The sequence below is a fragment of the Streptococcus canis genome (assembly GCF_900636575.1).
In the GTDB taxonomy this organism is placed as follows: Bacteria; Bacillota; Bacilli; order Lactobacillales; family Streptococcaceae; genus Streptococcus; species Streptococcus canis.
Window position 1 is genome coordinate 1,269,991 of record NZ_LR134293.1, and the last position, 12,099, is coordinate 1,282,089.

Sequence of the window (12,099 nt, forward strand, 5' to 3'; positions counted from 1 at the left end):
CTTTTTATTTCTAATTGTGTTACACTAGTTAGGTTGTTAATCAAACGACAAAATTAAAAGGCTTATAAGGCAGCTTCGCACTGCCTTTTTAGAAAAGAGAAACAATTGAAATTTACAGAATTTAACTTATCAGAAGACATCCAATCAGCTGTGGTCACAGCCGGTTTTGAGAAAGCATCTCCTATTCAGGAAATGACGATTCCTCTCGCATTAGAAGGAAAGGATGTTATTGGTCAGGCACAAACAGGAACCGGTAAAACAGCAGCTTTTGGTCTTCCAACCTTGAATAAGATTCGTACCAAAGACAATATTATTCAGGCTTTGGTCATTGCACCAACGCGTGAATTGGCTGTGCAAAGTCAAGAAGAATTGTTCCGTTTTGGGCGTGATAAAGGGGTTAAGGTTCGCTCTGTTTATGGCGGATCAAGCATTGAAAAACAAATCAAGGCCCTCAAATCAGGTGCCCATATTGTTGTGGGAACACCAGGTCGTTTATTAGACTTGATTAAGCGTAAGGCCCTTGTTTTAGAGCATGTTGAAACCTTAATCTTAGACGAAGCAGATGAGATGCTTAACATGGGATTCTTGGAAGACATTGAAGCTATTATTAGTCGTGTTCCAGCAGACCGTCAAACCTTGCTCTTCTCCGCAACAATGCCAGCACCAATTAAACAAATTGGGGTTAAATTCATGAAAGACCCTGAACATGTTCAAATTAAGAACAAAGAACTAACAAATGTCAATGTTGATCAATACTATGTACGTGTTAAGGAACAAGAAAAATTTAATACCATGACCCGTTTGATGGACGTTAACCAGCCAGAATTATCTATTGTTTTTGGTCGTACCAAACGCCGTGTCGATGAAATTACACGTGGTCTAAAATTACGTGGTTTCCGTGCTGAAGGAATCCATGGTGATCTTGACCAAAATAAACGCTTACGCGTTATCCGTGATTTCAAAAACGACCAAATTGATATTCTTGTAGCCACTGATGTAGCAGCGCGTGGTCTTGATATTTCAGGGGTTACCCACGTTTATAACTACGATATTACCCAAGATCCAGAAAGTTATGTTCACCGTATTGGTCGTACTGGTCGTGCGGGTAAATCAGGAGAGTCCATTACTTTTGTCTCACCAAATGAGATGGGCTACCTTTCAATGATTGAGAACCTAACGAAAAAACAGATGAAACCTCTTCGCCCAGCAACTGCGGAAGAGGCATTCCAAGCCAAGAAAAAAGTAGCCCTTAAAAAAATTGAACGTGATTTTGCAGATGATGCTATTCGTTCTAACTTTGACAAATTCAAAGGAGATGCTATCCAATTAGCAGCTGAATTCACTCCAGAAGAGTTGGCATTGTATATTTTGAGCTTAACGGTTCAAGATCCAGATAGCTTACCAGAAGTGGAAATTGCGCGTGAAAAACCATTACCATTCAAGTATGTGGGTGGTGGCCATGGCAATAAAAATGGCAAAGGTGGTCGTGGACGTGACAACCGTAACCGCGGAGATCACCGTGGTGGCTATCGTGGCGACCGTAACAGAGATGAGCGTAATGGTGATCGTCGTCGTCAAAAACGTGATAAACGTGACGGTCATGATGGCAGTGGCAATCGTGATTTCAAACGTAAACCAAAACGTAATGCTAAAGATTTTTTCAATAAAGAAAAGAAATCAAGCCCTAAAAACACTGGATTTGTGATTCGTCACAAAGGTGAATAGGATTAAAGAGAGTCGATTCCCATCGACTTTCTTTAATTTTCTGAAAAAGTTGCTTTTATTATTGAATCTGTTATAATGGTTTCAGTCATTTTATGGCACTTTTTTAAAAATTAGGAGGAAGATTGGGATGTCTGATGCCCATCATGCTGCCTTTGATAAAGCATCAAAAGCAGGTTTTATTATTGCTTTAGGTATTGTCTATGGAGATATTGGAACAAGTCCTCTCTACACGATGCAGTCTTTGGTTGAAAATCAAGGAGGTATTGCTCAGGTTTCTGACCCCTTTATTTTAGGGTCTGTGTCCTTGATTATTTGGACGCTGACCTTAATCACGACGATTAAGTACGTTTTGATTGCCCTAAAAGCTGACAACCATCATGAAGGTGGGATTTTTTCTTTATTCACCTTGGTTCGTAAAATGTCGTCATGGCTGATTATTCCAGCTATGATTGGTGGAGCAACGCTCTTATCTGACGGTGCCCTTACCCCTGCTGTAACTGTCACTTCTGCCATTGAAGGACTAAAAGCTGTCCCTGGTCTTAGCCAGATTTACCAGAATCAAACCAATGTCATTATCACGACTTTAGTTATTTTGATGGCTCTCTTTGGGATACAGCGGTTTGGAACGGGATTTGTTGGTAAAATATTTGGACCGGTCATGTTTCTTTGGTTTAGTTTTCTAGGTATTAGTGGCTTTTTAAACACGCTGGGGCATTTGGAAATTTTCAAAGCCCTCAATCCTTACTATGCCTTGCACTTGCTGTTTAGTCCTGAAAACCATCGAGGTATTTTTATTCTCGGCTCGATTTTCTTGGCAACGACAGGGGCAGAAGCCCTTTATTCGGACTTGGGTCACGTTGGTAGAGGGAATATTTATGTGAGCTGGCCCTTTGTTAAGATTTGTATTGTTCTATCTTACTGTGGCCAGGCTGCTTGGATTTTAGCGAATAAAAACTCAGGTATTGAACTAAACCCCTTCTTTGCCAGTGTGCCGTCTCAATTAAGGGTTTATTTTGTTATTTTGGCAACCTTGGCAGCTATTATTGCTTCACAGGCTCTTATTTCAGGATCCTTTACCCTAGCATCAGAAGCCATGCGCTTGAAAATTTTCCCTTTGTTTCGTGTGACTTACCCAGGTACTAATTTGGGTCAATTATACATTCCTGTCATTAACTGGATTTTATTTGCAGTAACCTCTTGTACCGTTTTGTATTTTAGAACATCAGCCCACATGGAGGCAGCTTATGGCCTTGCCATTACCGTTACCATGTTGATGACAACAATCCTCTTAAATTATTATTTAATCAAGGAAGGAATAGCCCCCTTCTTGGTTCACTTAGTGATGACTTTCTTTGCTGTGGTTGAATCTATTTTCTTTTTGGCTTCAGCTGTCAAATTCATGCACGGTGGCTATGTGGTTGTTATCTTGGCACTTACAATTGTCTTTGTCATGTTTATTTGGCATGCTGGCACCACTATTGTGTTTAAGTATGTGAAATCATTGGATTTAAATGACTATAAGGATCAAATCAAGCAGCTTCGAGATGATTTACGTTTTGACCTGTACCAAACAAATGTTGTTTACTTGTCTAATCGGATGAATAAGCAGATGATTGACCGTTCGATTTTGTACTCTATTTTGGACAAACGTCCAAAACGAGCTCAAGTTTATTGGTTTGTTAATGTAAGGGTTACTGACGAACCTTATACCGCTAAATATAAGGTTGACATGATGGGAACAGATTATATGGTTCGGGTAGAACTTTATCTTGGTTTCAGAATGCCACAAGCTGTGCCTAGATACTTAAGAACCATTGTTCATGATTTGATGGAAAGTGGCCGTTTACCAAAACAAGAACAAACATATACCATCACACCGGGCCGTGATGTGGGCGATTTCCGTTTTGTTTTAATTGAAGAACGGGTGTCAAACGCACGTCAATTAAGTGGCTTTGAACGCTTTATCATGCAGACTAAGGCAAGCATTAAACATGTTACCGCTAGTCCAATGCGCTGGTTTGGGCTTCAATATTCGGAAGTCACCCTTGAAATCGTTCCCTTGATTTTATCAGATGTTTTGAAGCTGCCAATTAAAGAATTGGTGCCCGTAGAAGATAGCAATGCCTAAAAAACCATTGAGATTTGGGATCTCAATGGTCAGTACGTAGACAAAGTCTATTTTTAGAAGGTGTCAATGGAAATGATTTAATGATCATAATGTCAACTAACTCTTGAAACGCTTATGTTATTGTGGTTCAGGAGTTTTTCTTTTCTTGCTGCTGGCTAGCGATATAGGCTAACTTTTGGCCCCTTGTTTTTCGTTTTTTGAAGAGTGCTTCAGCACTCATGGCTGCCTCCTTACTATCAAACACTTCGTAATAGAGCAAGGAGACAGGTAAGCGGTGGCGGGTATATTTGGCTCCTTTGCCGGCATTGTGTGTTTTTAAGCGTTTTTCTAAATCAGTTGTATAGCCGGTATAGAGGGTTTTATCAGCACATTCTAACACATACATATAGGCTTTTTTATGAGTCATGGCGAGGATTTCCTTGAGAAGTATTTCCAAAATAAATGTCAAAAATGCTGTCGGTATAATCACCATTTTCCTTATGAACAATTAATGGTGGTAAAATGTTGAGCCCTTCAATGGAACCGTCTTTAATTGCTTCGATGAGTAACATATTGGCATCTTTCCCCAATTTAGGGTAAACAAACTGTACCCTTTTAGGGGCAAGGCCATGAGCCCTAAGGCTGTCAATAATTTCCAAGAAGCGATCGGGTCGATGGACCATGGCTAAACGACCATTAGATTTGAGAGCATGGCGAGCCACCTGACAAATTTCTTCTAGATTGGTTGTGATTTCATGACGGGCTAATAAATAGTGTTTTGAAATATTTTTCTTGGAACTCGCATGGCTTTTGAAATAGGGAGGATTGCAGAGCATCAAGTCAACTCCCGAACGTGGCACATGATGAAGCAGGTTTTTTAAATCATCACAAATCATGGTCACTTGGTTTTCAAGCTGATTGAGCTGGATGGAGCGTTGTCCCATATCGGCAAGGCGTTCTTGCAATTCCACTTCGATAATAGACGCCTTGGTTCTAGTACTGGCAAATAAGCCAACGGCACCATTTCCAGCACACAGATCAACAATTAACCCTCTTGAGGGCACTTTGGGAAAACGGGATAAAAGGACGCTGTCAATGGAATAACTGAAGACAGCCTTGTTTTGAATAATGCGAACATCTGTTGAAAAGAGTTGGTCAATGCGTTCGCCTTCTTTTAAAAGTGATTCTATCATACCTGCTATTTTAACACAAAATGCTCCTAAGGTGAATGATATAAAAGGGATTTTGACTTCCGAAAAGTCTGTTTTCATGGTACAATGAATAGGATTATTGTAATAAAGGAGACGCTTGTGTTTTACGCTTATTTACGTGGTTTAGTTGTCTTTTTATTGTGGGTAGTCAATGGCAATGCCCACTACCACAACGAAGATAAGATATTAGATGCTTCTGAAAATTATATTTTAGTAGCACCCCATAGAACGTTTTGGGATCCTGTATACATGGCTTTTGCAGCTCGTCCTAAGCAGTTTATTTTTATGGCTAAAAAAGAATTATTTACCAATCGCCTGTTTGCTTGGTGGATAAAAATGTGTGGTGCCTTTCCAATTGACCGTGACAAACCAAGTTCAGATGCTATTCGTTACCCTGTTAATATGCTTAAAAAGAGTAATCGTTCTCTAGTCATGTTTCCAAGTGGTAGCCGTCATTCTCAAGAGGTCAAAGGAGGCGTCGCTGTGATTGCCAAAATGGCCAAAGTAAAGATTATGCCAGCTGCCTATCAAGGGCCTATGACAATCAAAGGATTATTGGCAGGGCAACGAGTAGACATGACCTTTGGCAATTCCATTGATGTATCTGACATTAAACGCATGAATGACGAAGGAATTACGGAAGTGGCTCGTCGTATTCAGGCAGAGTTTGATCGAATGGACCAAGAACTGGCTCCTTTTCAATCTGGTAAAGTAAGAAACCCTCTAAGCTATCTTTATCGTTTACCATTGGGATTGGTTTTGGTAGTGGTATTATTATTGACCATGTTGTTCTCTTATATAGCTAGTTTTGTTTGGGATCCAGATAAGCACCGTCATTAAAAATATAAGATAAGGAATCATCATTTCAAAGGGCTCAAGCTTAGTGTTTCTGCGTGGCAGATTACAGAAGCTTGGCTTTTTTGCTTGTTGAAAGGGAAATAAGAAGGGAACTATCGATTAAATCTTAGTCAGTTTAGAGGTTGACGGGTTAATTGTTGCTATTTTTTAAACTCATTTACGAATAAAAAGATGAGGTGAAAAAATGTTAGATGAATTATTAACTAAAGGAAAAAACTTGTTGAGGGAGAGGTACTCTCTTCCAGCTTTACTCAGCCTTTTATTTGGTCTTTTTCTGATACTAGGCTTAAGTCTTTTGTTCTGGGGAAATAGGCAGAGCAAGACAGATATTCCTGCTTTGAGAGAAATATCGTCTGTAAAACAGCAAGTCAGTGAGGAAAAAAAGGAAATTCAAGAAGATAGCAGTATTTTAGTGGATTTAAAAGGCGCCGTACAAAAGGAGGGAGTTTATAAGCTTGCTGCTAGCAGCCGTGTGCGAGATATCATTGAACTAGCTGGAGGCCTAACTTCAGAAGCTGATAAACATGCTATTAATCTTGCAGAAAAACTAGTTGATGAGCAGGTTGTTTATGTACCTAAGCAAGGAGAAGAGATTTCTGTGCTACCAACAGCATCAGTTTCTGGAAAAAAAGAAACTGCCAGCAAGGATCAGGTAAAGGTTCATATTAATAAGGCTAGCTTAGAAGAACTACAACATATCCCAGGTATTGGTGCTAAAAAAGCTCAGGATATTATCGATATGAGAGACAAGTTAGGTGGCTTTAAAGCGTTAGAAGATCTTCGTCAAGTTTCGGGTATTGGCGAAAAAACGCTTGAGAAATTAAAAGATGACATTTTCTTGGACTAAGCTATTGCCCCTGCCAAAGATTCAATTAGCTTTTTTGGTTTTGGTTCTCTTTTATCACATTTATAGTCCTAGCTGGTTAACTTCTCTTCTTAGTCTTGGTTTGATTTGCTTACTTGTAAAGCGTTTGTCTAAAAGAGAATTTCTCAGTGTTTTTGCCCTCCTTAGTTTATGTGCTTTGTTCTTACTCTATCAGAAACAACAGCTGACCCAAGAACTGGACATTCAGCCAGTACAAATAACCTCTGTAGAATTGATTCCTGATAGTATTCGGATTAATGGTGATCAATTAGCTGTTATTGGACGTCATGGGAAACACTCCTATCAGTTATTTTACCGTTTGAAAAGCCAAGCAGAAGCCCAATTGTTCAAAAAAGAACACCGTTGGTTAGTGCTGCACGCAAAAGTGACCTTGGAAAAAGCTGAGGAGGTTCGCAATTTTAAAGGATTTAATTACCAGACTTTTTTGGCTTATCAGGGAATTTACAGGATAGGGAAGGTAGAGCAAATGGAACAGCTTGAAGTGAGCTCTCCAAAGTCAGTGTTTGATTACTTGTCTTCCTTAAGACGGCAGGCCATTGTCCATTGTCAACAGCATTTTCCTAAACCCATGTCTCACTACCTGACAGGTCTCCTTTTTGGTTATTTAGATAAGTCGTTTGGTGAGATGACAGATTATTATAGCCAGCTGGGCATCATTCATCTCTTTGCCTTATCAGGGATGCAGGTTGGTTTCTTTCTCACTTATTTTAGAAGGTTGTTGCTATTACTAGCAGTTCCTTTGGAATGGATAAAATGGATAGAGCTTCCTTTTGCTTGCTTTTATGCCGCGCTGACAGGTTATAGTATTTCTGTTATTCGAAGCCTCGTGCAGTCGCAGTTGCGTCATTTAGGCATAAAAGGTTTAGACAATCTCGCTTGTACTTTTTTACTTGTCTTTTTATGGGATGCCCATTTCTTAATGACTGTTGGTGGGGTATTAACATTTAGCTATGCTTTTATGTTAACAATAGTTACTGTTGAAGAATTATCAGGAGCTAAAAGACAGTTGGTACAAGCGCTAATTATCTCCTTAGGAATGTTACCGTTACTGCTGTTTTATTTTTCCAGTTTTAATCCGATGTCAATAATATTAACAGGTCTCTTGTCTTACCTCTTTGACGTTTTGATTTTGCCTCTTCTTTGTCTGGTTTTCTGTCTATCCCCTTTGGTGACTGTCTCAGTATGCAATCATCTCTTTCTTTTATTAGAAAAGGGGATTCAATTTCTTGGAAATACTGTCAATACTTCCCTTGTTTTTGGAAGTCCAACTAGTTGGCAATTACTTCTTATAGTGCTCAGCTTTGCGATTCTTTATGACTATCGACAGGTGCGACAAAGGGTCTTCGCTTGTGGATTGGTCATAGCATTGACCTTACTGTCTGTCAAATACCCTTTGACAAATGAAGTCACTATCGTTGATATTGGACAAGGAGATAGTATTTTGATAAGGGATTGGCGAGGAAAGACACTCTTGATAGACGTTGGAGGACGTCCAACCTTTTCTAAAAAGGAGAAATGGCGCAGCGGTTATCAGACGGCGAATGCCCAAAAAACCTTAATCCCTTATTTAAAAAGCAGAGGCATTCATAAAATTGATCAGTTATTACTAACTCATACGGATGCTGATCACATGGGAGATATGGAAGTGGTTGCCAAAGCCGTTCGAGTGAAGGAAGTGTTAACTAGCCAAGGTAGTTTAACGAACCCAAGTGCTGTGCAACGTTTAAACCGTTTAAAATGTCAGGTTAAGGTTGTTAAAGCTGGCGACCAGTTGTCCATTATGGGAAGCACCTTGCAGGTCCTCTATCCTTGGAAACTAGGAGATGGAAAAAATAATGATTCTTTGGTCCTCTATGGCAAGCTATTAAATCGAACTTTTCTTTTCACAGGGGACTTGGAAAAAGAAGGAGAAGTTGAGATTATCAAACGTTATCCCCAGTTAAGGGTGGATTATTTGAAAGCTGGCCATCATGGGTCAAATACTTCTTCAAGTGCAGTTTTTTTAGACCATCTTCAGCCCAAGCTTGCTTTTATTTCTGCAGGAAAGAATAATCGGTACCACCATCCTAGTAAAGAGACCTTAACACGTTTGGAAGACAGACAAATCACGTATTATCGAACTGATACTCAAGGAGCTATTCGTTTGACTGGTTGGACCAGCTGGCATCTTGAAACGGTCCGTTAGTTGAAATTCCAATTTGACAAAGAGACAGGTGAAACAGGCAGTCGCTTTCCTTTTAGGAGAAAGATGATATAATAAAAGCATGATTGCGATAGAAAAGATTGATAAACTGAGGAAAGAGAGTTTGGGCCTTATAACCCTTGTCACAGGAGATGATATTGGCCAATATAGCCAGTTGAAATCCCGTTTGATGGAGCAGATTGCTTTTGATAAGGATGATTTGGCCTATTCTTACTTTGACATGTCTGAGGTGGCTTATCAGGATGCGGAAATGGATCTAGTGAGCCTACCCTTCTTTGCTGAGCAAAAAATTGTTATTTTTGATGACCTATTAGACCTCACCACCAGTAAAAAGAATTTTCTAAAGGAAAAGGAATTAAAGGCTTTTGAGGCCTACTTAGAAAAACCTTTAGAAAGTACCCGACTTATTATTTTTGCCCCGGGGAAATTGGATAGTAAGAGACGGCTTGTTAAGCTCTTGAAACGTGATGCCCTTGTTTTGGAAGCCAATCCTCTGAAGGAAGCAGAGCTAAGAACCTATTTTCAAAAATACAGTCATCAACTGGGCTTGGGATTTGAGAGCGGCGCTTTCGAGCAACTACTTTTAAAATCAAACGATGATTTTAGTCAAATCATGAAAAACATGGCCTTTTTAAAAGCCTATAAAAAAACAGGAAATATTAGCCTAGCTGATATTGAGCAAGCCATTCCTAAAAGTTTACAAGATAATATTTTTGATCTGACTAGACTTGTACTAGAAGGGAAAGTTGATGCGGCTAGAGACTTGATTCATGATTTACGGTTATCAGGGGAAGATGATATTAAATTAATCGCTATTATGCTAGGCCAATTTCGCTTGTTTTTGCAGCTGGCTATTCTTGCTAGAGATGGAAAAAACGAACAACAGCTAGTGATTAGTTTATCAGATATTCTTGGGCGGCGGGTCAATCCTTATCAGGTCAAGTATGCGTTGAAGGATTCTAGGACCTTGTCCCTTGCCTTTCTAACAGAAGCGGTGAAAACCTTGCTTGAGACAGATTACCAGATCAAAACAGGACGTTATGAGAAGAGTTATCTAGTTGATATTGCCCTCTTAAAAATCATGACTCGCTCTCAAAAATAGGCGTTGAAACGCTTTCCAAGAGATAATCAAATTAGTTGAAAGCTCCTATTTTTTGCGATAAGATAGACTTATCATAAAGGAAAAGAGGACAGGAAAATGGCTATTATTTTACCAGAACTTCCATACGCGTATGATGCTCTTGAACCACAGTTTGATGCGGAGACAATGACTCTTCATCATGATAAACACCATGCCACTTATGTCGCTAATGCCAATGCGGCTTTAGAAAAACACCCAGAAATCGGAGAAAATCTGAAAGAATTATTGGCAGATGTCACTAAGATTCCAGCTGATATTCGTCAAGCTTTGATTAATAATGGTGGTGGACACTTAAATCATGCACTTTTCTGGGAACTATTATCACCAGAAAAACAAGAGATTACTGCTGATGTTGCTCAAGCCATTGATGAGGCTTTTGGGTCATTTGATGCCTTTAAAGAACAATTTACAGCGGCTGCCACTGGACGTTTTGGTTCAGGTTGGGCCTGGTTAGTTGTCAATAAGGAAGGACAACTTGAAATCACATCAACTGCTAATCAAGATACTCCAATTTCAGAAGGCAAAAAACCTATTCTAGCTCTTGATGTGTGGGAACATGCTTACTACTTGAATTATCGTAATGTACGTCCAAATTACATCAAAGCTTTCTTTGAAATTATTAATTGGAAAAAAGTATCAGAACTTTACCAAGCTGCTAAATAAGAAATGGTTACCAATCTCAAAAGGAGATTGGTTTTTTAAGTACTTTTACGAATATTATAGTGAGGACATCATTTCTTAGGAAAGATAAAAATAGTTTGTCTTTTTAATGTAACACCTTGATTTTTAACCAAATTTAGCTAGAATAGAATGGATAGGAGAGTTTAGGTGTTAAGAGAGAAGAAAAAGACGACTGTATGGCTTACTTTAGGAGTGATGATAGTGACTTTGCTGGTCGGCTGTTTGGCTGGTAAAAAGAAAAGCCTTCTTGTCCAATCAGGAGAGCAGCAACAGCAAATCACTTACTTAAAAAAGAAAAGTAAGTCTAGAAAAGCTAATCAAAAACCATTCCCTGAAAAATCAAAAGAAGCTAAGCAAGCTGTTATGGATGCCGATTTAGCGCAAATGGATGCCTTAGGGCTTTATTATGATTACAACCACTTGAGTTTGGCTGATACGGTCAAGGCTTATTTAAAGGAATTTGGCATTGATGAATCCCAAATTGCCTTCTCCTACAAAGATCTTAATTCGGGTAAGACTGCAGCCATGAATGACCATCAGCCAATGACAGCAGGGAGTACTTATAAGTTACCTTTGAACATGCTTGTAGTGGATGAGGTGGAAAAGGGTAAATTATCCATGACAGAGCGTTTTGACATTACAGGGACTGACTATGAATATGACCAGGAACATAATGCCTATGTTGTTCAATTCAACGGTGCCATGTCTATTCCCGATATGCAAGAGTATTCCTTGGTTTATTCAGAAAATACACCTGCCTACGCTTTGGCAGAACGATTGGGTGGCATGAATAAGGCTTACCAATTATTTGGACGCTACGGTAAGGTATCTGGGGCTATTCCGACCATTGATCGTAATGATAATAAAACCACAACGGCTTACTATGTGCAAGTCTTGGATTACTTGTGGCGACATCAGGATAAATACAAGGATATCTTGTATTACATTGGAGAATCCTTTCCTGGTTTGTATTACAAGACTTATTTGCCTCATGTAAAGGTTTATCAAAAACCAGGTTATGTCAGAGAATCCTTAAACGTAGGTGCCATTGTTTGCGAAGAGTCTCCTTATTTGATTGCTCTTTATTCATCTGGTTTGGGTGGAGCAACAGAAGCATCAGAAGAAGTCAATGACCTTGGTTATGCGCAGCTTGTTAATTTAACTTATGTGATCAATGAGTGGCATAGGGTCAATCACAATATGGCCTAATCATAAGTTGACATTGGTCTGATAGTAGAAATACTTACTGATAACTGTCACTAAAATAAGTTTTTGCTCATTAAAAAA

General features: G+C 39.2%; 10 protein-coding genes. 8 read left to right on the forward strand and 2 right to left on the reverse strand.

Annotated elements, in window-relative coordinates; translation table 11 throughout:
- Window positions 1–105 precede the first annotated feature (105 nt).
- Both EL097_RS06530 and EL097_RS06535 read left to right on the forward strand, forming a co-directional pair.
- On the forward strand, window positions 106–1,725 hold the full coding sequence (locus EL097_RS06530; RefSeq protein ID WP_003044207.1) for a DEAD/DEAH box helicase: 1,620 nt from the start codon (window positions 106–108) through the stop codon (window positions 1,723–1,725).
- Between the two features lie 127 nt (window positions 1,726–1,852).
- A complete protein-coding gene (locus EL097_RS06535) occupies window positions 1,853–3,853 on the forward strand; it encodes a KUP/HAK/KT family potassium transporter (RefSeq protein ID WP_099983086.1) in 2,001 nt (666 codons plus the stop codon).
- Window positions 3,854–3,980: 127 nt separating this feature from the next.
- Here the strand turns inward: EL097_RS06535 and EL097_RS06540 are convergent, their stop codons facing one another.
- Window positions 3,981–4,259, reverse strand: coding sequence for a GIY-YIG nuclease family protein (locus EL097_RS06540; protein ID WP_003044201.1), 279 nt, complete (start codon window positions 4,257–4,259; stop codon window positions 3,981–3,983).
- Window positions 4,249–5,025 (reverse strand): tRNA1(Val) (adenine(37)-N6)-methyltransferase, encoded by a 777-nt coding sequence (locus EL097_RS06545; protein WP_003044198.1) that lies wholly within the window; start codon window positions 5,023–5,025, stop codon window positions 4,249–4,251. Before EL097_RS06545 ends, EL097_RS06540 begins: the two co-directional genes overlap by 11 nt.
- Window positions 5,026–5,142: 117 nt before the next feature.
- Here EL097_RS06545 and EL097_RS06550 point away from each other — a divergent pair, with 117 nt between their 5' ends.
- From EL097_RS06550 to EL097_RS06580, 6 genes are all read left to right on the forward strand, one after another.
- Window positions 5,143–5,883 carry a lysophospholipid acyltransferase family protein gene (locus tag EL097_RS06550; RefSeq protein ID WP_003044195.1) on the forward strand — a complete coding sequence of 247 codons (741 nt, stop codon included), beginning with the start codon at window positions 5,143–5,145 and terminating at the stop codon, window positions 5,881–5,883.
- Window positions 5,884–6,085: 202 nt separating this feature from the next.
- Window positions 6,086–6,748: a ComEA family DNA-binding protein gene (locus EL097_RS06555; protein ID WP_099983085.1), complete on the forward strand. Its 663-nt coding sequence runs from the start codon at window positions 6,086–6,088 to the stop codon at window positions 6,746–6,748.
- Window positions 6,729–8,972: a DNA internalization-related competence protein ComEC/Rec2 gene (locus EL097_RS06560; RefSeq protein ID WP_003044194.1), complete on the forward strand. Its 2,244-nt coding sequence runs from the start codon at window positions 6,729–6,731 to the stop codon at window positions 8,970–8,972. The genes EL097_RS06555 and EL097_RS06560 overlap by 20 nt, the downstream gene beginning before the upstream one ends.
- A 79-nt stretch (window positions 8,973–9,051) precedes the next feature.
- Window positions 9,052–10,092 (forward strand): DNA polymerase III subunit delta, encoded by a 1,041-nt coding sequence (gene holA, locus EL097_RS06565; protein ID WP_003044192.1) that lies wholly within the window; start codon window positions 9,052–9,054, stop codon window positions 10,090–10,092.
- A 96-nt stretch (window positions 10,093–10,188) separates the two neighbouring features.
- Window positions 10,189–10,794, forward strand: coding sequence for a superoxide dismutase SodA (gene sodA, locus EL097_RS06570; RefSeq protein ID WP_003044189.1), 606 nt, complete (start codon window positions 10,189–10,191; stop codon window positions 10,792–10,794).
- 213 nt (window positions 10,795–11,007) lie between these two features.
- Complete coding sequence (locus EL097_RS06580) at window positions 11,008–12,021, forward strand: serine hydrolase (protein WP_051026428.1); 1,014 nt, start codon at window positions 11,008–11,010, stop codon at window positions 12,019–12,021.
- Window positions 12,022–12,099: the final 78 nt, after the last annotated feature.

What these genes read in the sequence shown, in the direction of transcription:
- EL097_RS06555 (WP_099983085.1), top strand. Translation starts at nt 6,086, where the DNA reads ATGTTAGATGAATTATTAACTAAAGGAAAAAACTTGTTGAGGGAGAGG.
- EL097_RS06545 (WP_003044198.1), bottom strand. Translation starts at nt 5,025, where the DNA reads ATGATAGAATCACTTTTAAAAGAAGGCGAACGCATTGACCAACTCTTT.
- holA (WP_003044192.1), top strand. Translation starts at nt 9,052, where the DNA reads ATGATTGCGATAGAAAAGATTGATAAACTGAGGAAAGAGAGTTTGGGC.
- EL097_RS06535 (WP_099983086.1), top strand. Translation starts at nt 1,853, where the DNA reads ATGTCTGATGCCCATCATGCTGCCTTTGATAAAGCATCAAAAGCAGGT.
- EL097_RS06560 (WP_003044194.1), top strand. Translation starts at nt 6,729, where the DNA reads ATGACATTTTCTTGGACTAAGCTATTGCCCCTGCCAAAGATTCAATTA.
- EL097_RS06540 (WP_003044201.1), bottom strand. Translation starts at nt 4,259, where the DNA reads ATGACTCATAAAAAAGCCTATATGTATGTGTTAGAATGTGCTGATAAA.
- EL097_RS06580 (WP_051026428.1), top strand. Translation starts at nt 11,008, where the DNA reads ATGATAGTGACTTTGCTGGTCGGCTGTTTGGCTGGTAAAAAGAAAAGC.
- sodA (WP_003044189.1), top strand. Translation starts at nt 10,189, where the DNA reads ATGGCTATTATTTTACCAGAACTTCCATACGCGTATGATGCTCTTGAA.